Source organism: Chungangia koreensis (assembly GCF_042651785.1).
Classification (GTDB): domain Bacteria; phylum Bacillota; class Bacilli; order Bacillales_A; family Planococcaceae; genus Chungangia; species Chungangia koreensis.
In genome coordinates this window covers 48,191-71,192 of sequence record NZ_JBHSEC010000002.1, presented here as the reverse complement: position 1 = coordinate 71,192, position 23,002 = coordinate 48,191, and the positions used below count along the sequence as shown (strand labels likewise).

Below are 23,002 nucleotides of genomic sequence, written 5' to 3'. Positions count from 1 at the left end.
GGTGGAGGCTTTCCAAAAAAAGAAATTACTGATCGTCGATGATTCCGCCTTTATGCGAAAGCTAATTGCTGATTTTTTTGAAGGGCATCCGACAATACAAGTTGTTGGGATTGCACGGAATGGAAAAGATGCATTGACTAAAATCAGTCATTTACAACCAGACGTAATAACGCTTGATATTGAAATGCCTGAAATGGATGGTCTCCAAGCTTTAAAAGCTATTATGGAAGAACATCCAATCCCTGTGGTGATGCTCTCAAGTATGACGAAGGCTGGAGCTGACGCGACTCTGAAAGCTATGGAATATGGAGCGTTCGATTTTGTAGCAAAACCGAGTGGGACAATATCCCTTGATTTGCACAGGGTTCGTGATGATTTAATTGAAAAGGTTGTTGCGGGGTCTGAAGCAAAAGTATCAAAGTTGAAAAAAGTGGAAAAAGCAGTTCGTGAATCGGGATTGCAAAAACCTAAACCCGCATTGCCGAGCCGACCAAACCCTTTTCTTCATGGGCGCAAGAAATTGGTTGTTATCGGGACATCTACTGGAGGTCCAAGAGCTTTGCAGACAGTTTTGTCCGGAATTTCGGCTGACATCGATGCGCCTATCCTGATTGTTCAGCACATGCCACCTGGTTTTACAAAGTCATTAGCTGAGCGGTTAAATCAAATTTGTTCGATCCATGTGAAGGAAGCCGAACATGGAGAATTAGTCAAAAGAGGAACAGCCTACATTGCACCAGGTGGATTTCACATGAAGATTAAGGTAGTTGGTTCTGCTCTCAGTTTATATTTAGATGGTGATGAACCGCCACGAGGAGGTCATCGTCCAGCAGTAGATGTACTCTTTGAATCTGTATCCTTTATTGGCAAAGATCTGATTGCAGTTATTATGACCGGGATGGGTGCTGATGGAACAAAGGGTCTCCGACAAATGAAAAGCCGAAATAATGTAGTAGCCATAGCTGAATCACAACAAACATGTATCGTTTACGGCATGCCGAAATCCGCTGTAGAGTCTAATTTAGTTGATGACGTAGTGGATTTGGAGAATATCGCAAAAACGATCATGAAATATCTGCCCTAAGAGGTGACGAACAGTGGAATTAAGCCAGTATATGGAAATGTTCATCGAAGAAAGTAAGGAACATTTACAATCCGTTAATGATCATTTGCTTGAACTTGAAAAGAATCCGGACGATTTGGCAATAGTCAACGAAGTGTTCCGTTCTGCCCATACGTTAAAAGGAATGTCTGCTACGATGGGGTTTGAAGATATCGCCAATTTAACTCATAACATGGAAAACGTCTTGGATGCCATTCGGAATTCGAAGATCAGCGTAACACCGGAAATCTTGGATGTCGTTTTTAAAGCCGCCGATCAATTAGAAGAAATGGTAATGGATATTGCAGATGGCGGGGAAGGGAAACTGGACGTTTCAATCGTAGTAGGACAGCTTGACCGGATTGAAAAAGGGGAGCCCCTTTTAAATGAAACAGCAGCAACCACAGAAACTCCTGCATTTGTTCAAGAAATAAGTACGGTTTCTGAAAATCGACTTCAATATGATGAGTATGAACTGACAATCATCTCACAATCGATCGAACAACAATTCAATACATATGAAATTTCCGTTCAACTCCGCGAGGATACATTGCTTAAAGCAGCGCGTGTCTTTATGGTTTTTGAACTATTGGAGCAAATGGGAGAAGTGATCAAATCGTTACCGACTGTCGACCAGCTTGAAGCGGAGCAATTCGACTATGAATTCCATGTATGCTTTGTGACAAAGGAAACGACTGAAGACTTACAAAAGAAACTTTTAAAAGTATCAGAAGTAGATGAAGTATTGATCACTCCTGTTACAGTATCCACTGTGAACAATTTAAAGGAAGAACAAGAATTGACGGCATCTGTTTCAGAAACCGCTGTAATTGAGGCGAATGTCGGAAACCAGGCTTCAGAACCGAAAAAAGAGAGCGGCTCAGCATCATCCCATGCCCGTAGTAAAACAATACGGGTCAATATTGAACGCTTAGATATTCTTTTGAACTTGTTTGAGGAGCTGATTATCGATCGGGGCCGTCTACAATCGATTGCTGCTGATTTGAAACATGCTGATTTGAATGAAACGGTTGAACGAATCACTCGTAACACGGGAGACCTTCAATCTATTATTCTCAATATGCGGATGATTCCGGTTGATACTGTATTCAATCGTTTTCCGAAAATGGTCCGCCAGCTCGCCCGCGATTTAAATAAGCAGATTAATCTTCAGATTATCGGAGCCGAAACTGAATTGGATCGAACGGTCATTGATGAAATAGGCGATCCGCTTGTCCATTTGATCCGAAACGCGCTTGATCATGGAATTGAAAGTCCGGAAGAACGTATTGCTGCTGGTAAATCAGCTGAAGGAACTGTGAATCTTCGTGCCTTCCATAGTGGCAATCATGTGTTTATTGAATTAGAAGATGACGGTGCGGGTATAAACCGTGAGAAAGTATTAAGTAAAGCAATTTCGAAAGGAATCGTCACAGAGGAATCCGGGAAATTACTTACTGATCGACAAGTAAATGAACTGATCATGGCTTCAGGATTTTCCACTGCCGAAAAAATTTCCGATATTTCCGGCCGTGGTGTCGGTCTCGATGTGGTAAAGACGACAATCGAATCACTCGGTGGATCGATTTCAATCGATTCGACTCAAGGCAAAGGTTCTTTATTCTCCATTCAGCTGCCTCTGACTCTATCGATTATTTCAGTAATGCTTGTAGAGTTGGCCGATGAAATTTATGCTGTTCCATTATCTTCGATTATCGAGACATCGATCATCCGGTCTTCTGATATCATGAACGCCCATAACCAAAAAGTCATCGATTTCCGCGGAAAAGTGGTCCCGTTGATCTTTTTGAAAGACATTTTTGATACGGAAGGCCAAATTGAAGAGGAATTCCATTCCGTCATTATTGTACGTAAAGGGGACAAGCTTGCTGGACTTGTTGTTGATTCATTCATCGGACAACAAGAGGTCGTCCTTAAATCCTTGGGCAATTACTTAACTGATATTTTTGCCATCTCGGGTGCTACGATATTAGGTACTGGGCAAGTAGCATTGATCGTTGACTGTAATGCACTTATAAAATAATACGATAGGAGGGTTATCAATGGTTCAACATACAGCAGCATCGCTTAAAGTCATCGTGTTCCGTCTGATGGATAAAGAATATGCCGTTCCGGTAAATGAAGTCCAATCCATTGAAAAAGTTATGCCTCTTACAAGGGTTCCGAATACTCCTTCCTATGTAAAAGGGGTAATAAATCTTCGGGGGATCATCACACCGATCTTAAGCCTTCGTGAACGTTTCGAAATGGTGAAGGGTCAGGAAGATGAACATACGCGAATCATCATTACAACTTTAGAAGAATACACGGTTGGTTTAATTGTTGATGCGGCGAAAGACGTATTGGATCTGGATATCCAAGCGATTGAACCTCAGCCTGAAGTGTTCGGCACAGTTGAAGCCGAGTATATATCTGGTGTTGCAAAAGTCGATAATCGATTGATTGTTCTTCTCGATTTGAAGAAAGTATTGAATTCTGCCAAATCGGATGTCGACCAGTATGCATGAAGAACAGCAAATTAGAGATCTGCATCTTGATGTGTTAAGAGAAATTGGAAATATAGGGGCTGCTCATGCTGCAACCTCTCTTTCCTCCTTAATGAGGAAGAAAATTGATATGCATGTACCGGATGTAAAACTTGTTTCATTTGACGAAATGATGGAACTTGCTGGCGGAGCGGAGAAGGTTGTAGCTGGAGTATTCTTAAGGATCGAGGGCGAAGTAACCGGCAGTATGTTCTTCATCTTACCGGTCGAACAGGCGAATCGGTTCATTCGACATTTGACGAACGATGCAACTTTTGACTTTCAGGAACCTCCATTTTCAGAACTTGGTATTTCTGCAATGCAGGAGTTGGGTAATATCCTTTCAGGCTCCTATTTATCCGCACTCTCGGATTTCACAGGACTCAAGATTATGCCGAGTGTACCGTCACTGAGTGTGGATATGGCAGGTTCTATTATTAGTTTTGGTCTTATGGAAATATCTACAGTCAGTGACGATGTAATAGTGATTGAAACTGGAATATTCGACTCTGCAGAGGGTACAGAAGGGGTAAAAGGACATTTTTTCCTTTTGCCAGATCCTCCTTCCTATCGGACCATATTCCAGACATTGGGAGTATTGTAAACATGGAAGAAAAAAATGTCGTAAAGGTCGGCATTGCTGACATGAATATCGTCAAAGTACCCGATACAATCAGAACAACAGGACTTGGTTCATGTGTTGGAGTTGTTCTTTACGATGAAACGAAAAAAACAGCAGGACTTCTTCACATTCTCTTACCTGATTCTTCTGCAGGAAGACAACAAATCGTGAATCCCGCTAAATATGCAGATACCGGTGTATTTGCGCTTTTGGAAATGCTAAAACAAGAAGGGATTTCCCCTTGGCGATTGAAGGCAAAGATAGCTGGAGGCGCTCAAATGTTCCAGTTAGGGCCAGGTGATACGATGCGAATTGGTCCAAGAAATGTGGAATCGGTCAAAAAAGAGTTGGAACGGCTATCAATCCCTCTCATTTCCGAAGATACAGGTGGTAATAATGGACGAACAATAGAGTTCGATCCTGAATCATGCAAACTAAAGATTCGAACAGTTAATGCAGGCACAACAGAAATATAAACATTCTATGTGTCTGGTATACTACTATATAACGTAACACTACCAAGGAAGAGGTGTTATCGATGCCAGATAAAACGGATGAAACAGTATATTGGGATAAATGGGTTTCAGATCGTGACCCGGATGCCGGTGATCTGCTTGTCAAAAAGTATACCCCCTTGGTAAGTTACCATGTTCAACGCATTTATGCAGGACTGCCTAAAAATGTTCCTCGAGATGAATTGGTCAGTCTTGGAATGGTTGGGTTGTTTGATGCATTAAATAAATTTGATCCAAAACGGGATCTTAAATTTGATACATATGCCTCATTCCGAATAAGGGGTTCCATTATCGATGGTCTTCGCAAGGAAGACTGGCTTCCCCGTTCGGCACGTGAAAAGGCAAAGAAGCTTGAAACTCAAGTCGAGAAATTAGAGCAACGACTTATGCGGCATCCTTCTCCTGAGGAAATTGCAGAGTATGCCGGTTTACCGGTAGATGAAATTTATCATACAGTTCAAGAGCATTTTTTCTCCAATGTCCTATCAATCGATGAGCAATTGCTTGATCAGGATGACGATAAAAAAACATTTTCCATCCGGGATGAAGAGACAAAAACTCCTGAACAGACTATGGTATGGCAGGAACTATTAGCCGAACTAACCGGGCAGATCAAAGCGTTAAATGAAAAAGAACAACTTGTGTTAAGCCTTTTCTACACGGAAGAATTGACCTTGACGGAAATAGGTGAAATTATGGGGCTTTCGACATCAAGAATTTCACAGATCCATTCAAAGGCCTTATTTAAGCTAAGAAAGCTTCTTTCAGTTGAAATGAACCATCTTTCTTGAAAGTAGGGGCAAAACATGAGTTTAAAAGCGATAGAATTGCAAATCGCAATTCCTAAAACATTCGAAGCAGGGAAACTATCAGAATCACTCCAACAACAGTCTCTGTTGCAACAGGAAGCTGCAAAGTCTGAAATGGAACGTCAACTTTTAAAGCACCGTTCCACCGTAACAACTTCTTTAGCTTCTGAAAAGACGGACAGGGACGGCTCCAAGGAAAAGGGCGAGGAAAGAAGAAAGAACAACAACAAAGAAACCGAAGAACAGAACCTACATCCCTTCAAGGGAAATCACGTAGATTTTATGGGGTAAAACAGATGACAACAATCATGATCATATTTCTTTTCATTCTTCAATTGGTCTCCTTATTTCTAATTGCGATGCTCTATACGAAATTAGGTAAGTTCAACGAACTGAAGAAACAGCAGGATATGATGATGAGGGAGATGGAAGATGCGGTAGGCGCGTATTTAGTAGAAATTAAAGACGAAAACGACCGTCTTCTTTCTGAGCTTTCTACATTGAAATCATCAGAGAGTCAATTAACGGAAGCTCCTAAAGTGCAGAAAGAAGTGGAATCTCCTTCAAAAGTGATATCAAATCGGATTGTCCCTAAGTCCAAAGCAGTAAACACCTATAGGCAGTTGGCTGCCAATCCTAAAGAGCAATCTAAAGAAGAACAGGCTTTAGAGTTGAGCAAAAGCGGATATACTGTTGACGAGGTTGCCAAACAACTAAATATGGGGAAAACTGAAGTAGAGCTATTGCTTAAGTTCAGAAGTTAACAGTTGCGTCTCGGTTGCCTGTATGGTATATTATCAAATGGTGTTATCACACACGCAGTCCGGATGAATACAGATGGTGCCTTCTAAAGGTAGCTGATTCAAAGGATGGCTGCGGAGGAAAAAAACCAAATTGGAGGAAAAGAATCATGTCAGTAATTTCTATGAAGCAATTGCTTGAAGCTGGTGTACACTTCGGTCACCAGACACGCCGTTGGAATCCGAAAATGAAAAAATTCATTTTCATGGAGCGTAACGGAATCTACATCATCGATCTTCAAAAGACGGTGAAAAAATTAGAAGAAGCTTACGAATTTATGCGCCAAGTCGGAGAAGACGGCGGTAAAGTTCTATTCGTAGGTACAAAAAAACAAGCGCAAGAAGCGATCAAAGAAGAAGCAGAACGCGCTGGTATGTACTACATCAACCAACGTTGGTTGGGTGGTACGTTGACAAACTTCGGTACAATCCAAAAACGTGTAGCTCGTTTAAAAGAAATCGAGCGCATGGAAGAAGACGGAACTTTCTCCGTACTTCCTAAAAAAGAAGTTGTCCAATTGAAAAAAGAGCATGAACGCCTTGTGAAATTCTTGGGCGGGATCCGCGACATGAAATCCCTTCCGGATGTAATGTTCGTTGTTGACCCTCGTAAAGAACGCATCGCTGTTGCTGAAGCTCGCAAATTGAACATTCCGATCGTCGGAATGGTTGACACTAACTGTGATCCTGATGAAATCGACTACGTCATTCCTTCAAATGACGATGCAATTCGTGCGGTAAAACTTCTTACAGCTAAAATGGCTGACGCTTTGCTTGAATCAAAATTAGGCGAAGAACAAGTAGAAGAAGAAGCTCCAGCTGAAGCAGCTGCTGAGTAATTCACGTACAAGAGATAGGTGATAAGCGGCTTATAACCCTTATCACCTTTTTTTGAGAAATGAAGCATCGGATACATCATGTGCCCGAGATAATAAAAGTTGTAGGTAAAACTACTATTTAGGAGGAATTTCGAATGGCAATTACAGCCCAAATGGTAAAAGAACTTCGTGAAAAAACTGGCGCAGGTATGATGGACTGCAAAAAGGCACTTACTCAAACTGATGGAGATATGGAAGCTGCAGTCGATTTCCTTCGTGAAAAAGGGTTAGCAAGCGCAGCAAAAAAAGCTGACCGTATTGCTGCTGAAGGTACAACTTTCGTTTTAACTGAAGGAAATGAAGCAATCATTCTTGAAGTAAATGCAGAAACGGACTTCGTAGCTAAAAACGAAGCGTTCCAAACACTTGTTAATGAACTTGCTGAACACTTATTGGCTACAAAACCAGCAACTGTTGAGGAAGCTCTTGAAACAAACATGCCAAACGGTTCAAAAGTAGCAGACCATATTTCGAATGCGATTTCTAAAATTGGTGAAAAGATTACACTTCGTCGTTTCGAAATTATGACTAAAACGGACAGCGATGCATTCGGTCCTTATTTACACATGGGTGGCCGTATCGGTGTACTTGTTCTTTTGACTGGTTCATCTGACGAGGCTGCTGCGAAAGATGTAGCAATGCATATTGCAGCTATGAACCCTAAATACATCTCAAGAGATGAAGTTTCTGAAGAAGAAGTTGAACACGAACGTAAAGTGTTGACTGAACAAGCATTAAACGAAGGCAAACCAGAAAACATTGTTGCGAAAATGGTTGAAGGACGCCTTGGTAAATATTTCGAAGATATCTGCCTATTGGATCAAACATTTGTTAAGAACTCTGACCAAAAAGTTCGTGACTACGTTAAATCCACTGGTGGAACTGTAGCACAATTCGTCCGTTACGCTGTAGGAGAAGGAATTGAAAAACGTCAGGATAACTTCGCTGAAGAAGTTATGAGCCAAGTAAAAGGCAACTGATTCAAAATATGATTTTGTAGGGAACACTTTTTGTGTTCCCTATTTTTCAAGAAAATCGTGTAATGGAGGATATCTATGAGCGTACCAAAATTCAAACGTGTACTATTAAAACTCTCCGGAGAAGCATTGGCAGGGGAAAAGGGATTCGGTCTTTCCCCAGAAATAATTAAAACGGTTGCCCAACAAGTTCAGGAAGTTGTTGACTTGGATGTAGAAGTTGCCGTAGTCGTTGGAGCAGGAAATATCTGGCGAGGTAAAACAGGAAGCGAAATGGGTATGGACCGTGCCACAGCAGATTATATGGGAATGTTGGCTACAGTGATGAACTCCCTCGCTTTGCAAGACGCATTGGAAAAACTGGGTATTGAAACACGTGTACAGTCTTCAATCGTCATGACACAAGTAGCTGAACCATACATACGCAGAAGAGCCATTCGCCACTTAGAAAAGAAACGTGTCGTTATTTTTGCGGCTGGTACTGGGAATCCATTTTTCTCAACAGACACGACAGCAGCCCTTCGTGCGGCGGAAATAGAGGCTGATGTGATCTTAATGGGTAAAAACAATGTTGATGGAGTATATTCTGCTGATCCTAAGATGGATAGTACTGCAGTCAAGTATGAAGAACTTTCATACTTGGAAGTGATTCAACAAGGTTTGCAGGTAATGGACTCTACGGCCTCGACCCTATGTATGGACAATGATATACCGCTCATAGTATTCTCGATTATGGAGAATGGAAATATAAAAAAAGCCGTCCTTGGTGAAAAGATCGGGACGGTTGTCAGGAGGAAATCATAATGCCGAAAGCAGTCATGGAACAAACGAAGGAAAGAATGACAAAGGCGATTCAAGCTTTTAGCCGGGAACTTGCTTCGATCCGTGCTGGCCGTGCAAGTGCATCCTTGTTGGACCGGATTACTGTTGAGTACTACGGTGCTCCAACACCGATTAATCAGCTTGCAGGTGTTTCTGTTCCAGAAGCAAGACTAATGGTCATCCAACCATATGACAAATCCGTCCTTGGTGAAATTGAAAAGGCCATTTTAAAATCGGATTTGGGCATTACACCAACGAATGATGGCTCCGTTATTCGGCTTGCAATGCCAGCATTAACAGAAGAACGCCGTAAAGATTTAGTTAAGGTTGTAAAGAAAGAAGCGGAAGATGCAAAAGTTGCAATCCGTAACATCCGCCGTGATTCTAATGACGACTTGAAAAAGTTAGAGAAAAACGGAGAAATCACAGAAGATGATTTGAGAAGCTACTCAGATGACGTTCAAAAGCTGACAGATGATCATATTGTAAAAATTGATCAGTTGGCGAAGGAAAAAGAGAAAGAAGTACTGGAAGTATAACGAACCTTATCTATAAAAAGGCGTCCTTAATTGAGGACGCCTTTTCCAATTTTATAGTTAGAAAAGTTCATTAGAACTGATACATGAAGCAATCGCTCCAGGCGGACGCTTTCCGCGGGCTCGCGCCAAGCCTCGGACCGACAGGATGTCGGTTATGGATGCGTTGCCGCACGATGCGGCGCACTTAGCATCCCATCCTTATTCGCCTGTGGGGTCTCGGACTGACTCGCTGTCGGGCCCGCAGGATGCGGGTCATGCGTCCGTTGCCACAGGACGTGGCGAACTTAGGACGCCTTCCTCTAAGGAGTCGCCGCCTTCCGCTTCCTGTACAGAACTAATATTAGAGTTAATACTAACTGCCTTTATAAATTCTGTATTTATAAGAATTTAATAAATATTGAGCGAGTATAAGACTACTTTCTAATTCAAGAATGGAAACTAAGCAGTTTCCGCCACGAAGACTCCTGTGGGAATAGCTTGAGCTGAAGACCCCGCAGGAACGTCAGTGACGTCAGTAGCAGAACAAAGGCTAAATGCGCCGCGTCCTGCGGCAACACCTTTGTGACCAACGTCCTGTTTGCCCAAGCCACGGAAAGCGAAGTGGCGGGAACTGCTGATATACTTTAGAACTTGATCTATCGTTTGTGTATAAGTTACCATTTGAATTTGGTCCTTAAGGCAACGAGTTTATAAGGAAATGACTTTCAATTTTTGGTATGATAGTGAAGTATACGTTCCGAATAGAAGTCGAGTGGAGGAAGTTAGAATGTTAGAAAAGATCATTCGGAAAAAAACCGAAGGACAATCTCCTTTGACGGAGCGCATAGAGCTCGTCAAAAAGGAGCAGATTCCAGCGCATGTCGCAATCATAATGGATGGAAACGGAAGATGGGCAAAAAAACGGTCCTTGCCGCGCATTGCTGGCCATCACGAAGGAATGAAGACTGTCCGAAAGATTACAAGGTTTGCCAATGAACTCGGCGTCAAGGTATTGACGTTGTATGCATTCTCGACTGAAAATTGGAAAAGACCAAAGATAGAAGTCGAATTTTTAATGCAGCTGCCAAATGAATTTTTAGGTGTGTACCTACCAGAATTGATTGAACAAAATGTCCAAGTTAAAATGATTGGGGATATAGATTCTCTACCACGCCACACACGACAAGCAATTACAAAAGCAATGGAATCCACTAAAGATAATACAGGACTCATATTGAACTTTGCGATGAATTACGGAAGTCGGGTGGAAATTGTAAAAGCTGTTCAACAAATTGCACAAATGGCTACTGAAGGAAAAATTAATGTACATGATATAAATGAAGAGCTCATATCATCACAATTAATGACCCGTAATCTACCGGAACCTGATTTGCTCATCCGAACGAGCGGAGAAGTAAGGTTAAGTAACTTTATGCTATGGCAGTCCGCCTACACCGAATTTTGGTTTACTGATACGTTATGGCCGGATTTCGATGATCAATCCCTCCTGAAAGCAGTGGAGGATTATCAATTGCGAAGCAGGCGATATGGCGGCCTGAAAGGAGAAGAAACTAATTGAAGCAACGGATTATCACTGCGGTGGTTGCTGCCGCATTATTCATTCCGGTCGTCATTTGGGGAGGTTTGCCTTTTACGATCTTGATTTATGGATTGGCCGCGGTCGGGTTATTTGAAATACTCCGAATGAAAGGCTTAAAGCTCTTTTCTCTGCCTGGCCTCATTTCACTATTTGCACTTTTTAGCTTTTTAATGCCTGAGGCATGGGAAAGATATATTAACGAAACAGTAGATTATACAAAGATAGACCTTGCACTTATTGCGGTTCTTTTATTACTTACATATACTGTAGTCGTCAAAAATAGATACTCATTTGACGATGCCGCTTTTTCGATTTTAGGCGCACTCTATGTTGGCATCGGCTTTTATTACTTTATTGAGACTCGTGCAGTGGGAATCGAATATGTCATATATGCATTATTGATTATTTGGACGACAGACTCCGGCGCTTACTTCACAGGACGAAAACTCGGTAAACACAAACTATGGCCTGATATCTCACCGAATAAGACAATAGAAGGCTTTGTTGGAGGAATCATTTCCGCTATCATTGTAGCTTTGATTTTCCAAATGATTATGCCGGTAAGTGATTCCATTCCTTATTTAATCATTGTGACGATTTTAGCTTCCATTTTCGGCCAACTTGGTGATCTTGTCGAATCGGCTCTAAAGAGGCATTACAGTGTAAAGGACTCGGGGAATGTACTTCCGGGGCATGGCGGTATACTTGATCGATTTGATAGTTTGCTGTTTGTGCTGCCATTATTACATTTCTTGCACTTCATATAACGAAAGGACCTACATCATGGTAAAAAAAATTAGCTTATTAGGGGCGACAGGTTCTATCGGATTACAAACTGTCGATATATTAAAAGAGAATCCCGAACATTTTAGATTAACGGCATTTTCAACAGGTCGGAATATGGAAAAGACTCGAGAGCTCATTCAACAGTTCAAACCAGAAGCTGTTTCGGTTTTGGACAAGGATGATGCACATAGTCTACAGGCTGAGTTTCCGGCTGTCCGTTTTTACTACGGTCAAGATGGCCTTGTAGAGATTGCTGCTCATTCAGATTCTGAAGTGCTTCTGAATTCAGTGTTAGGAAGCGTGGGACTTGGTCCGACAATGGAAGCGATTAAAGCAGGTAAACAAATAGCCATTGCCAACAAGGAAACATTGGTCACAGCCGGACACCTTGTCATGAAAGAAGCGAGGAACAAAGGAGTGGCTATTCTTCCTGTAGATAGTGAGCATTCCGCAATCTTCCAATCACTGAATGGTGAAAACACAAAAGACATTGAAAAACTGATTTTAACCGCTTCTGGCGGAAGTTTCCGTGATAAGACGAGGGAAGAGTTAGAAGGTGTAACGGTCGAAGAGGCATTGAATCATCCGAATTGGTCGATGGGGGCCAAAATAACAATTGATTCAGCAACCATGATGAATAAAGGTTTAGAAGTCATTGAAGCCCATTACTTATTCGATATGCCATATGATCAAATTGATGTATTGTTACATCGTGAAAGTATGATTCATTCGATGGTTGAATTCCAGGATACTAGTGTTATTGCTCAATTAGGAACTCCGGATATGAGGGTACCAATACAGTATGCATTAACATATCCAGAACGGCTGCCAAGACCACACGCTAAACGTTTGAACCTTGCTGAAATCGGTACTCTGCATTTTGAACAAATGGATTTCAATCGGTTCCGTGCACTTAAACTTGCATACGATGCAGGACGTGCAGGAGGAACGATGCCAACAGTCCTCAATGCAGCGAATGAGGCTGCAGTTGGGCTATTCTTAAATGGTCAGATCACCTTCCTGCAAATAGACGAATTGATTGAACAGGCTTTAGACCAACATGATAATATCTCGCTTCCGGATTTAGATACTGTTCTAAGAGTCGATGCCGAAGTTCGAGAAAATGTACGGGAAATGGTAAAATGATTAGATATAACTCTTTCGAGAGGACTAAAGGTGGGTTTAAATGGAAACAGCCATTGCGTTTATCATCGTCTTCGGTTCATTAGTATTTTTCCACGAATTAGGCCACTTCATCTTTGCTAAAAGAGCAGGAATCATGGTCAGGGAATTCGCTATCGGTTTCGGACCGAAAATTTTAGGCCTTACAAAAGGCGAGACACTCTATACAATCCGTTTGCTGCCTCTTGGCGGTTATGTCCGGATGGCGGGAGAGGATTTAGATTCGGTTGAATTGCAGCCGGGTTTCCGACTTGCTGTATTGTTGAACAAAGATGAAAAAGTCGAAAAGATTTACTTGAATCAAAATAAGCAGCTTCCTGATATGCTTTTTCTTGAGGTTGAGAAAGCTGATTTGGAAAAAGGGCTTTATATTGAAGGATACGATGAGGATGATCGCCCTGTCAGATATCGGGTAAGCCGTAACGCAGCCATTGTCGAGAATGGAAAAGAAACACTAATCGCTCCATATGATCGGCAATTTGGTTCAAAGTCAGTCGGCAAACGAGCTATGACTATATTTGCAGGACCATTATTCAACTTCATACTTGCCTTCTTTTTGTTTGTTATCTTAGGTTTTTGGCAAGGTGTTCCAACATTTGAACCTGTTATTAAAGAGGTAACAGATAATAGCCCTGCAATGGCTGCTGGTATGGAAAATGGGGACTTAGTCACAGCGATTGACGGAGAGCCGATTGAGTCATGGCAGGAGCTTTCTGCAATCATCCAGGAAAACCCGGGCAAGAAGCTTACCTTTGAGGTCCTGCGAAACGGAGATACATTCACGATGGATATCACTCCGAAAGAAGTGACGCAGAAAAAGGTGACATTCGGTCAAATCGGAGTGACCTATGAAAGTCCCGTCGAGGAAAATCCGTGGAAGGCAATTCCATATGGAGCAGAGCAAACGATCACTTGGATTAAGGAAATATTACGCTTGCTTGGAATGCTTGTGACGGGACAATTCACAATTGATGCCCTTTCCGGACCTGTGGGAATTTATAAAGCAACTGAAGAGGTTGCCAAGTGGGGCGTAGCAAGCTTGATGAATTGGGCAGCTGTCCTAAGTATTAACTTAGGGATCATGAACTTGCTTCCACTACCGGCACTTGACGGCGGTAGATTACTGTTCTTTGGTTTCGAAGCAGTTCGCGGCAAGCCTGTAGATCGCCAAAAAGAAGGGATGGTCCACTTTGTAGGGATCATGCTTCTCATGGTATTAATGATTATCGTAACCTGGAACGACATACAACGATTTTTCTTCTAACTATAATGAGGTGCTACTATTGAAACAGAGTTTGACGTTTATTCCAACTCTGCGCGAAGTTCCAGCTGATGCTGATGTCAAATCACATCAGCTTTTACTTCGTGCAGGCTTCATCCGCCAAAATACGAGCGGAGTCTATTCCTTTCTCCCATTGGGTAAAAAAGTTCTCCAAAAAGTAGAGAGCATTATCCGTGAAGAGATGGAAGTAATTAATGGTGTCGAAGTTTTTATGCCAGCTCTTCAGCAAGCTGAATTGTGGCAAGAAACTGGCCGTTGGTATAATTATGGACCAGAGCTTTTCCGTGTGAAAGATAGACACGAGCGTGATTTTGCATTAGGAGCTACGCATGAAGAGGTCATAACCTCACTTTTGCGGGATGAAATAAAATCCTATAAAAAACTGCCATTGACTCTTTTCCAAATCCAAACGAAATTCCGGGATGAGAAACGCCCGCGTTTTGGATTGCTGAGAGGCAGAGAGTTCATCATGAAAGATGCTTATTCATTCCACGCATCGAAAGAGAGTCTGGATGCAACTTATGAAGATATGAAACAAGCTTATACAAATATTTTCACACGTCTCGGATTGAATTTCCGCTCTGTCATTGCGGATTCAGGTTCGATTGGCGGAAAAGATACACATGAATTTATGGTCCTATCCGAAATAGGGGAAGACACGATCGCCTACAGTGATTCTTCCAACTATGCTGCGAACATTGAAATGGCTGAAGTGAACATTCAATATGTTGACTCAGAAGAGAAACAGGAAACGCTTAAAAAGGTTGAAACGCCCGAGCAGAAAACAATTCAGGAAGTAGCGGAGTTTTTAGAAACCGTTCCTGAAAAATGTATTAAGACATTAGTGTTCAAAGCAGATGATGAGCTGATCGTAGTCCTTTCCAGAGGAGACCATGAGATTAATGATATTAAGCTGAAGAAAGTGTTGGATGCACAAACGGTAGAAATGGCAGACCCTTTGGAAGTTAAGGAGCTCCTTCAATGTGAAATCGGTTCCTTAGGTCCAATTAAACTACCGATAGGTGTGAAAGTCCTCGCTGACCATGCTGTTAAATATATTGTGAACGGCGTATGCGGCGCAAATGAAAAAGGCTGGCACTATACAGGTGCGAACCCAGGACGTGATTTCTCGGTTGATGAGTATGCGGATCTTCGGTTTATCGTGGAAGGTGATCCGTCACCAGACGGCATGGGAACAGTGAAGTTTGCTAAAGGAATTGAGGTTGGCCATATTTTCAAACTTGGTACAACTTATAGCATACCGATGGATGGAACATTCCTTGACGAAAATGGCAAATCTCAACCATATATCATGGGGTGCTATGGAATTGGAGTTTCAAGGGTAATGGCAGCTGTTGCAGAACAGTATAACGACGATTATGGTTTTATGTGGCCAAATCAGTTAAGTCCATATGACATCCATTTAATCCCGGTTAATATGAAAGATGAGACTCAGGCTCAAATGGCAGAAGAACTTTATAAATTGTTGAAGTCCTACCGCTATGAAGTATTGTTTGATGATCGGGCTGAACGTGCAGGCGTTAAGTTTGCAGATGCAGATTTAATCGGTCTTCCTATACGTGTAACAATAGGGAAACGGGCATCCGAAGGCATCATTGAATTGAAATATAGACAAGCGGGCGAAACTGTGGAAGTCCAAAAGGAAGAACTTTTGGAAAAAATGCAGGCGTTCTTTAATTGATAAAAATGTAGTAGAATAGAAGATGAGTGATGAATGAATAGAAAGGGAAGGCCGTCAAATGGTTCTTTCCTTTCTTTTTAATGACTTTAGATGATTTTTTGCATATTTATATATAAAAAGGGAGGGGATCGAAATGTCGAGTGAAATGAGCGCGGGAATGAGATTTAAACTGCTCCTTCAGCAAATTGGCATGACAGAGGATGTATATATGCCGTATTTCGAATCTGCCGAACTGACAAGACTGAGTGTACATAAGAAAAATCGTGCCTGGAAGTTTTGTATTCGATTAAACGAACTACTGCCTTACGAAGTTTATCGTACGTTTGTCAGGAAAGTATCAGAGGGTTTCGATGGAATCGCTCAAATTCACATTGAAATTGAATGCGATCAAGCAACAGTAACAGCAGAATCGATTAGTTCCTATTGGCTTTTGGCGGTTGAAGAAATAGAAGAGATTTCTCCTCCGGTAAAAGAACGGCTTGTTAACCAAATGCCGGAATGGAATGGCCAAAAAATCTCCTTAACGTGTAAAGGTGAAGTTGAATTCCAAACGATGAAATCCAAATATGGGGATAAGCTTAGTCAGTCATTAGCTAAATTTGGTTTTCCGAATATATCTGTTGATTTTCAGTTGGTCAAAGACGATTTAGGTGAGTTGGCTGAAGCTCAACAGGCATTTTTAGAGCAGCGGCAATTGGAAGAGGAACGTTTAGCTCAGAAGGCGTTACAGGACCTTCAGAAGCGGGAAAAAGTGAAAAAGGAAAATGGATCGTCCTCTAACTCGAATGGTCTCTTCCAGCTTGGAATTCCGATTAAACATGACGAACCGATTATGGAAATCAGGCAAATCCAAGATGAAGAACGAAGAGTTACGATTGAGGGCTTCGTATTCGACGTCGAAGTAAAAGAACTACGCAGTGGACGTTCATTGTTAACGGTGAAAGTAACCGATTATTCCGATTCGATATTGGTGAAAATGTTCTCTCGCGATAAAGAAGACGCAGAAGTGATGAAACAATTGAAAAAAGGGACTTGGATTAAAGCGAGAGGCTCTATTCAAAACGATACCTTTGTCAGGGACTTAATCATGATGGCCCAAGATATAATTGAGGTAAATCCACGACTTCGCCATGATACCGCTCCGGAAGAATCCAAGCGTGTGGAGCTTCATGCACATACGACGATGAGCAGTATGGATGCAGTGGTTACAGCGGAGGCGTTAGTAAAGCAGGCTGCTAAATGGGGCCATCCTGCAATTGCCATTACCGATCACGCGAATGTTCAATCATTCCCTGAAGCTTTTGCTGCCGGCCAAAAGCATGGTGTTAAAATTATTTATGGTTTGGAAGCGAATTTAGTCAACGATGGAGTACCAATTGCTTATGAAGATCAGCACCGGGAATTGTCTGATGATACCTTTGTCGTGTTCGACGTCGAGACTACTGGACTTTCAGCAGTGTATGACAAAATTATTGAACTTGCAGCCGTCAAAATAAAAAACGGACAAATCATCGATAAGTTCGAAAGTTTTGCGAATCCGCACCATCCTTTATCCGCAACAACGATTGAATTGACAGGAATCACGGATGATATGGTAAAAGATGCACCAGAAATTGAGGATGTAGTTCGTAATTTCTATGATTGGACAGGCGATAGTATTTTAGTTGCCCATAATGCTTCGTTTGATATGGGCTTCCTTTATGAATCTTATAAGAAAATTGAGGTTTCCGTTTTGTATCCGGTAATTGATACGCTGGAACTTGCCCGTTTCCTTCATCCAGAGATGAAAAATCATCGGTTGAATACCTTGGCTAAGAAATATAATGTGGAACTGACCCAACATCATAGGGCCATCTATGACTGTGAGGCTACCGGGTATTTGCTGCTCCATTTGTTGAAAGAAGCAGAGGAAAAAGGGATCCACTATCATGATGATTTCAACCGTCATATCGGTGAAGGAGATGCATACAAACGGTCCCGTCCTTCACACTGCACAATCTTGGCAGCAGATCAGGAAGGTTTAAAAAATCTGTTTAAATTAGTGTCGCATTCACATATCAATACGTTCTATCGTGTTCCGCGTATTCCTAAATCGGTTCTCCAAAAACATCGGAAAGGTTTACTTATCGGTTCCGGTTGCGACAAAGGGGAAGTTTTTGAAGGGCTAATGCAAAAGTCACCTGAAGAAGTCGAAGACATTGCTAAGTTCTATGATTATTTGGAAGTACACCCGAAGGAAGTTTACTCACATCTGATTGAAATGGAACTTGTCAGAGATGAGTGGAACTTGGAAGACATTATTCGTAAACTCGTAAAACTTGGCAAAAAGATGGATCTTCCAGTTGTAGCAACAGGAAATGTGCATTACATGGATGAAAATGATGCCATCTATCGAAAAATTTTGGTGAATTCCCAAGGTGGGGCAAATCCGCTAAACCGACATCAATTGCCGAAGGTCCACTTCCGTACAACAAACGAGATGCTGGATGCATTTGCTTTCTTAGGCGAAGGGACAGCGAAGGAAATCGTTGTCGACAATTCAACCAAGATTGCTTCAATGATCGGGGATGTCAAGCCGATCAAGGATGAATTGTATACACCTAAGATTGAAGGGGCCGAAGATGAAGTACGCAATATGTCGTACGATATGGCTAAGTCCATCTATGGCGAGGAACTACCGGAGATTGTGGTGGAGCGGCTTGAAAAAGAATTAAAGTCGATTATAGGACATGGATTCTCCGTTATTTACTTGATATCCCATAAGCTTGTTAAAAAGTCTTTAGATGACGGATATATTGTCGGTTCACGTGGATCTGTCGGATCCTCATTAGTAGCTACGATGATGGAAATTACAGAGGTTAATCCTCTCCCTCCACATTTTGTTTGTCCCGAATGTAAACATTCCGAATTCATCGCTGACGGTAGCGTCGGTTCTGGTTTTGACTTGCCGGATAAGAGTTGTGAGAAATGTGGAGCGCAATATCAGAAAGATGGACAGGATATTCCATTTGAAACTTTCTTAGGATTCAAAGGTGATAAAGTACCGGATATCGACTTGAATTTCAGTGGGGAATATCAGCCTCGTGCACACAATTATACGAAAGTTCTATTCGGTGAGGAATACGTGTACCGTGCAGGGACTATCGGAACTGTAGCAGAAAAGACAGCTTATGGCTATGTACGGGGATACTCGAATGATAATAATATGATCCTTCGCGGAGCAGAAATTGACCGGCTTGTTCAAGGATGTACCGGTGTGAAACGTACGACGGGGCAGCACCCGGGGGGGATTATTGTTATTCCTGATTATATGGATGTACATGATTTCACACCGATTCAATTCCCTGCGGATGCACAGGATTCCGAGTGGAAAACGACTCATTTTGACTTCCATTCCATTCATGATAACGTTTTGAAGCTTGATATTCTTGGTCACGATGATCCTACAGTCATCAGGATGCTTCAGGATTTATCCGGCATTGAGCCAAAGTCCATTCCAGTTGATGATCAAGAGGTCATGAAGATTTTCAGTGGAACTGAATCTCTCGGCGTGACGGAAGAACAGATCATGTGTAAAACAGGAACATTAGGTATTCCTGAATTCGGGACAAGGTTTGTGCGTCAAATGCTTGAAGAAACTAAGCCATCAACGTTTTCTGAGTTAGTCCAAATTTCCGGTCTTTCACATGGGACGGATGTTTGGTTAGGAAATGCACAAGAATTGATTCAAAACAAGATTTGCGTGCTGTCAGAAGTGATTGGATGTCGTGATGATATCATGGTCTATCTCATTTATCAGGGACTTGAGCCTTCGCTCGCCTTTAAAATTATGGAATCTGTCCGTAAAGGTAAGGGACTGACGGATGAATTCGAGACTGAAATGAGAGCGAAAAGTGTACCTGAGTGGTACATCGATTCTTGTAAGAAGATCAAATACATGTTCCCGAAAGCCCATGCTGCAGCTTACGTTCTGAATGCCGTGAGGATTGCCTATTTTAAGGTGCATATGCCAATCATGTATTATGCTGCATACTTTACTGTCCGTGCATCCGATTTTGATTTATTGGCCATGACAAAGGGTTCCGCATCCATCCGGGCCAAGATTGAAGAAATTAATGCAAAAGGGCTGGAAGCTGCTCCTAAAGAGAAAAGCTTATTGACGGTTTTAGAGTTAGCATTAGAAATGTGTGAGCGCGGTTTCCATTTCCAAAAGGTTGATTTGCATAAGTCCAAAGCAACGGAATTTGTCATCGAAGGGAATTCTTTAATCCCACCATTCAATGCTATACCGGGGCTTGGCAACAACGTCGCTCATCAGATTGTGAAGGCGAGGGGCGAAGGGGATTTCTTATCCAAAGAGGATTTACAACAAAGAGGTCGAGTATCCAGAACCATTATCGAGTATATGGATAGCCTTGGCTGCCTTGAAGGAATGCCCGAGGCGAATCAGCTGTCACTGTTTTAGTATTGAAGTGCCTTATTTGCATCTATAAATACGTTATGGTATGCTTTTAGTAACAAATTTGTTGATAGTCTTGCAGCGAAGAGTGGGATTTCCCGCTCTTTTCTGTTGTTATGACGAAAAACAATTGATTCAGGAGGCAAAAATGAGCAAGATCACATCCGAAATCGAGAAATTGGTCAGCCCGATCTTAGAAGAGATGCAGCTTGAACTTGTTGATATCGAATTTATTAAAGAAGGAAGAGAATGGTTCTTACGTGTATATATCGATACACCGGAAGGCGATATCGACATTGACCAATGTGCATTAGTCAGTGAAAAGCTAAGTGAAAAGCTGGACGAAACTGATCCAATTGAACAGAACTATTTCCTTGATGTCTCCTCGCCGGGAGCAGAGCGTCCATTGAAAAAGGACTCTGATTTCCAAAAGGCCTTAGGGCAATTTGTGTATATCAAAACTTACGAGCCGGTAAATGGCATGAAAGAGTTTGAAGGCTATCTTACAGCTTATGATGAGAACGGCCTTGAACTTGATGTGAAAGTGAAGACGCGGAAAGTGGCCGTCAAAATAGAGAAAGAGAAAATCGCATTTGCTCGGCTTGCAATCGACTTCTCTGCATAATGTTGAATAGGAGTGGAAAAGAATGAATAGCCAATTTATGGATGCGCTTAATGAGCTGGAAAAGCAAAAAGGCATTTCGAGGGATGTCCTGATCGAAGCTATTGAAGCAGCTCTTGTGACAGCATATAAACGGAATTTTAACCAGGCACAGAATGTCCGAGTGGATTTGAATTTTGAAAACGGTTCGATGCGTGTCTTCTCAAGGAAAGACGTAGTGGAGGAAGTTGAGGACGATCGCCTGCAACTCTCACTTGAAGAAGCGAAATCCATTAACCCGGCATATGAGATGGGTGATATCGTTGAACAGGAAGTCACGCCAAGAAACTTTGGGCGAATCGCAGCTCAAACTGCCAAACAAGTAGTCACTCAACGTGTAAGAGAAGCAGAACGCGGATTGATTTACGAGGAGTTTGTTGACAGAGCTGAGGATATTGTAAATGGAGTTGTAGAACGGTTAGATGCTCGCAACATTTATGTTGGTTTAGGAAAAGTGGAAGCGGTGCTGCCGGCTAACGAGCAAATTCCGACAGAAACATATAAACCGCATGATCGCATACGAGTGTATATTACGAAAGTGGAACGAACTTCACGTGGCCCTCAAGTTTTTGTATCACGTACTCACCCAGGTCTATTACGACGGCTATTTGAGATGGAAGTTCCGGAAATTTATGATGGAATTGTAGAGATTAAATCTATTGCAAGAGAAGCAGGAGATCGTTCGAAGATATCAGTTTACGCACATAATAGCGAAATCGACCCTGTAGGATCTTGTGTAGGAACTAAAGGAGCTCGAGTTCAGTCGATCGTCAACGAACTTGGCGGTGAAAAAATCGACATTGTCGAGTGGTCCGAAGATCCTGTTGTCTTTGTTGCCAATGCATTAAGCCCTTCAAAAGTGCTAAGTGTCTTAGTCAATGAAGAAGAAAAGTCTACAACAGTAATTGTACCTGACTATCAATTATCATTGGCCATCGGTAAGCGAGGACAGAACGCAAGGTTGGCGGCGAAATTGACTGGTTGGAAAATAGATATTAAAAGTGAAACGGATGCCCGTGAATTAGGCATTTATCCTATAGATGACGAGAATTCCTACTTAGAAGAATACGACGACAATTATGTTGCTGACGAATCCGAAGAAGAGTTCGATTTATATCGCGACGACGAGGAGTAAGACTGGGGGGAATCCGGTGTCTAAGAAAATACCATTAAGAAAATGTGTGGCAACAGGTGAAATGTACCCGAAAAAAGAGATGATCCGTGTGGTCCGTTCAAAAGAGGGAGACGTTTCAGTCGACTTGACGGGCAAGAAATCGGGAAGAGGAGCTTACGTCTCTAAAACCGAGAAGGCAGTGGAACTGGCAAAAAAACGAAAAGTATTAGATGGCCTGCTTGAAACTGAGATACCGGATTCAATCTATGACGAATTACTGAAAGTAATACGCCGGGAGCAATTAAAATGAAGGATCCACAAAGGATTCTTCAGCTTTTAGGGCTTGCTGCGAGAGCAAGGAAAATAGTTTCCGGTGAAGAGCTGATTATACGGGAGATTAGGGGCGGCCGAGCAAGATTGGTCCTCTTATCAACCGACGCATCCCATAACAGCCGTAAAAAAATCAAGGATAAATGTGCGTCTTTTAACGTTGAGCTGCATGAATTCGGTGATCGATATGATCTCGGACATGCGACGGGAAAAGAGGCCCGTGTGGCGGTTGCCGTCACGGACAACGGTTTCGCAACCAAACTGTCCGGCCTTCTCAACGAATATAACCGGGGGTGA

Annotated in this window: 22 protein-coding genes; all 22 read left to right on the top strand. The window is 42.1% G+C overall.

Annotation, left to right across the window (positions count from 1 at the left end):
- Nucleotide 1 precedes the first annotated feature (1 nt).
- The 22 genes from ACFOZY_RS01970 (at nucleotide 2) to ACFOZY_RS01865 (ending at nucleotide 23,002) form a co-directional block, all read left to right on the top strand.
- Nucleotides 2-1,084: a protein-glutamate methylesterase/protein-glutamine glutaminase gene (locus ACFOZY_RS01970; protein ID WP_378151697.1), complete on the top strand. Its 1,083-nt coding sequence runs from the start codon at nucleotides 2-4 to the stop codon at nucleotides 1,082-1,084.
- Nucleotides 1,085-1,097: 13 nt separating this feature from the next.
- Entirely contained in the window at nucleotides 1,098-3,146 is a 2,049-nt protein-coding gene (locus tag ACFOZY_RS01965; RefSeq protein WP_378151695.1) for a chemotaxis protein CheW, read from the top strand.
- 19 nt (nucleotides 3,147-3,165) lie between these two features.
- The gene (locus tag ACFOZY_RS01960) at nucleotides 3,166-3,630 is read left to right on the top strand and encodes a chemotaxis protein CheW (RefSeq protein WP_378151693.1); all 465 of its coding nucleotides are present in this window, start codon (nucleotides 3,166-3,168) and stop codon (nucleotides 3,628-3,630) included.
- Complete coding sequence (locus tag ACFOZY_RS01955; RefSeq protein WP_378151691.1) at nucleotides 3,611-4,252, top strand: chemotaxis protein CheC; 642 nt, start codon at nucleotides 3,611-3,613, stop codon at nucleotides 4,250-4,252. Before ACFOZY_RS01960 ends, ACFOZY_RS01955 begins: the two co-directional genes overlap by 20 nt.
- Before the next feature lie 2 nt (nucleotides 4,253-4,254).
- Nucleotides 4,255-4,746, top strand: coding sequence for a chemotaxis protein CheD (locus ACFOZY_RS01950; RefSeq protein WP_378151689.1), 492 nt, complete (start codon nucleotides 4,255-4,257; stop codon nucleotides 4,744-4,746).
- A 62-nt stretch (nucleotides 4,747-4,808) separates the two neighbouring features.
- A complete protein-coding gene (locus ACFOZY_RS01945) occupies nucleotides 4,809-5,576 on the top strand; it encodes a FliA/WhiG family RNA polymerase sigma factor (protein ID WP_378151687.1) in 768 nt (255 codons plus the stop codon).
- A gap of 15 nt (nucleotides 5,577-5,591) precedes the next feature.
- Nucleotides 5,592-5,885, top strand: a complete 294-nt coding sequence (locus ACFOZY_RS01940) for a hypothetical protein (protein ID WP_378151685.1) — start codon at nucleotides 5,592-5,594, stop codon at nucleotides 5,883-5,885.
- A 5-nt stretch (nucleotides 5,886-5,890) separates the two neighbouring features.
- On the top strand, nucleotides 5,891-6,358 hold the full coding sequence (locus tag ACFOZY_RS01935; protein WP_378151683.1) for a hypothetical protein: 468 nt from the start codon (nucleotides 5,891-5,893) through the stop codon (nucleotides 6,356-6,358).
- A 146-nt stretch (nucleotides 6,359-6,504) separates the two neighbouring features.
- Nucleotides 6,505-7,233, top strand: a complete 729-nt coding sequence (rpsB, locus tag ACFOZY_RS01930; protein WP_378151681.1) for a 30S ribosomal protein S2 — start codon at nucleotides 6,505-6,507, stop codon at nucleotides 7,231-7,233.
- Between the two features lie 134 nt (nucleotides 7,234-7,367).
- The gene (tsf, locus tag ACFOZY_RS01925) at nucleotides 7,368-8,252 is read left to right on the top strand and encodes a translation elongation factor Ts (protein ID WP_378151679.1); all 885 of its coding nucleotides are present in this window, start codon (nucleotides 7,368-7,370) and stop codon (nucleotides 8,250-8,252) included.
- A 75-nt stretch (nucleotides 8,253-8,327) separates the two neighbouring features.
- Nucleotides 8,328-9,053, top strand: coding sequence for a UMP kinase (gene pyrH / locus ACFOZY_RS01920; protein ID WP_378151677.1), 726 nt, complete (start codon nucleotides 8,328-8,330; stop codon nucleotides 9,051-9,053).
- Complete coding sequence (gene frr / locus ACFOZY_RS01915) at nucleotides 9,053-9,610, top strand: ribosome recycling factor (RefSeq protein ID WP_378151675.1); 558 nt, start codon at nucleotides 9,053-9,055, stop codon at nucleotides 9,608-9,610. Before pyrH ends, frr begins: the two co-directional genes overlap by 1 nt.
- 766 nt (nucleotides 9,611-10,376) lie before the next feature.
- Nucleotides 10,377-11,168, top strand: a complete 792-nt coding sequence (locus tag ACFOZY_RS01910) for an isoprenyl transferase (protein WP_378151673.1) — start codon at nucleotides 10,377-10,379, stop codon at nucleotides 11,166-11,168.
- On the top strand, nucleotides 11,165-11,956 hold the full coding sequence (locus ACFOZY_RS01905; protein ID WP_378151671.1) for a phosphatidate cytidylyltransferase: 792 nt from the start codon (nucleotides 11,165-11,167) through the stop codon (nucleotides 11,954-11,956). Before ACFOZY_RS01910 ends, ACFOZY_RS01905 begins: the two co-directional genes overlap by 4 nt.
- 16 nt (nucleotides 11,957-11,972) lie before the next feature.
- Nucleotides 11,973-13,121 (top strand): 1-deoxy-D-xylulose-5-phosphate reductoisomerase, encoded by a 1,149-nt coding sequence (locus ACFOZY_RS01900; protein WP_378151669.1) that lies wholly within the window; start codon nucleotides 11,973-11,975, stop codon nucleotides 13,119-13,121.
- Between the two features lie 40 nt (nucleotides 13,122-13,161).
- The gene (rseP, locus tag ACFOZY_RS01895; protein WP_378151667.1) at nucleotides 13,162-14,421 is read left to right on the top strand and encodes an RIP metalloprotease RseP; all 1,260 of its coding nucleotides are present in this window, start codon (nucleotides 13,162-13,164) and stop codon (nucleotides 14,419-14,421) included.
- Between the two features lie 19 nt (nucleotides 14,422-14,440).
- Entirely contained in the window at nucleotides 14,441-16,141 is a 1,701-nt protein-coding gene (locus tag ACFOZY_RS01890; RefSeq protein WP_378151665.1) for a proline--tRNA ligase, read from the top strand.
- A 145-nt stretch (nucleotides 16,142-16,286) separates the two neighbouring features.
- Nucleotides 16,287-20,606 carry a PolC-type DNA polymerase III gene (locus ACFOZY_RS01885; RefSeq protein ID WP_378152193.1) on the top strand — a complete coding sequence of 1,440 codons (4,320 nt, stop codon included), beginning with the start codon at nucleotides 16,287-16,289 and terminating at the stop codon, nucleotides 20,604-20,606.
- A gap of 142 nt (nucleotides 20,607-20,748) precedes the next feature.
- The gene (gene rimP / locus ACFOZY_RS01880) at nucleotides 20,749-21,225 is read left to right on the top strand and encodes a ribosome maturation factor RimP (protein WP_378151663.1); all 477 of its coding nucleotides are present in this window, start codon (nucleotides 20,749-20,751) and stop codon (nucleotides 21,223-21,225) included.
- Between the two features lie 22 nt (nucleotides 21,226-21,247).
- Entirely contained in the window at nucleotides 21,248-22,396 is a 1,149-nt protein-coding gene (gene nusA / locus ACFOZY_RS01875) for a transcription termination factor NusA (protein ID WP_378151661.1), read from the top strand.
- Nucleotides 22,397-22,412: 16 nt separating this feature from the next.
- Complete coding sequence (gene rnpM / locus ACFOZY_RS01870) at nucleotides 22,413-22,685, top strand: RNase P modulator RnpM (RefSeq protein WP_378151659.1); 273 nt, start codon at nucleotides 22,413-22,415, stop codon at nucleotides 22,683-22,685.
- Nucleotides 22,682-23,002, top strand: coding sequence for a YlxQ family RNA-binding protein (locus ACFOZY_RS01865; protein WP_378151657.1), 321 nt, complete (start codon nucleotides 22,682-22,684; stop codon nucleotides 23,000-23,002). The genes rnpM and ACFOZY_RS01865 overlap by 4 nt, the downstream gene beginning before the upstream one ends.

Excerpts from the sequence above, each read along its gene's own strand:
- ACFOZY_RS01910 (WP_378151673.1), top strand. The coding sequence starts at position 10,377 with ATGTTAGAAAAGATCATTCGGAAAAAAACCGAAGGACAATCTCCTTTG.
- ACFOZY_RS01865 (WP_378151657.1), top strand. The coding sequence starts at position 22,682 with ATGAAGGATCCACAAAGGATTCTTCAGCTTTTAGGGCTTGCTGCGAGA.
- nusA (WP_378151661.1), top strand. The coding sequence starts at position 21,248 with ATGAATAGCCAATTTATGGATGCGCTTAATGAGCTGGAAAAGCAAAAA.
- frr (WP_378151675.1), top strand. The coding sequence starts at position 9,053 with ATGCCGAAAGCAGTCATGGAACAAACGAAGGAAAGAATGACAAAGGCG.
- rpsB (WP_378151681.1), top strand. The coding sequence starts at position 6,505 with ATGTCAGTAATTTCTATGAAGCAATTGCTTGAAGCTGGTGTACACTTC.
- ACFOZY_RS01885 (WP_378152193.1), top strand. The coding sequence starts at position 16,287 with ATGAGCGCGGGAATGAGATTTAAACTGCTCCTTCAGCAAATTGGCATG.
- rimP (WP_378151663.1), top strand. The coding sequence starts at position 20,749 with ATGAGCAAGATCACATCCGAAATCGAGAAATTGGTCAGCCCGATCTTA.
- ACFOZY_RS01935 (WP_378151683.1), top strand. The coding sequence starts at position 5,891 with ATGACAACAATCATGATCATATTTCTTTTCATTCTTCAATTGGTCTCC.
- ACFOZY_RS01900 (WP_378151669.1), top strand. The coding sequence starts at position 11,973 with ATGGTAAAAAAAATTAGCTTATTAGGGGCGACAGGTTCTATCGGATTA.
- ACFOZY_RS01945 (WP_378151687.1), top strand. The coding sequence starts at position 4,809 with ATGCCAGATAAAACGGATGAAACAGTATATTGGGATAAATGGGTTTCA.
- ACFOZY_RS01950 (WP_378151689.1), top strand. The coding sequence starts at position 4,255 with ATGGAAGAAAAAAATGTCGTAAAGGTCGGCATTGCTGACATGAATATC.
- ACFOZY_RS01940 (WP_378151685.1), top strand. The coding sequence starts at position 5,592 with ATGAGTTTAAAAGCGATAGAATTGCAAATCGCAATTCCTAAAACATTC.
- tsf (WP_378151679.1), top strand. The coding sequence starts at position 7,368 with ATGGCAATTACAGCCCAAATGGTAAAAGAACTTCGTGAAAAAACTGGC.
- rseP (WP_378151667.1), top strand. The coding sequence starts at position 13,162 with ATGGAAACAGCCATTGCGTTTATCATCGTCTTCGGTTCATTAGTATTT.
- ACFOZY_RS01955 (WP_378151691.1), top strand. The coding sequence starts at position 3,611 with ATGTCGACCAGTATGCATGAAGAACAGCAAATTAGAGATCTGCATCTT.
- pyrH (WP_378151677.1), top strand. The coding sequence starts at position 8,328 with ATGAGCGTACCAAAATTCAAACGTGTACTATTAAAACTCTCCGGAGAA.
- ACFOZY_RS01960 (WP_378151693.1), top strand. The coding sequence starts at position 3,166 with ATGGTTCAACATACAGCAGCATCGCTTAAAGTCATCGTGTTCCGTCTG.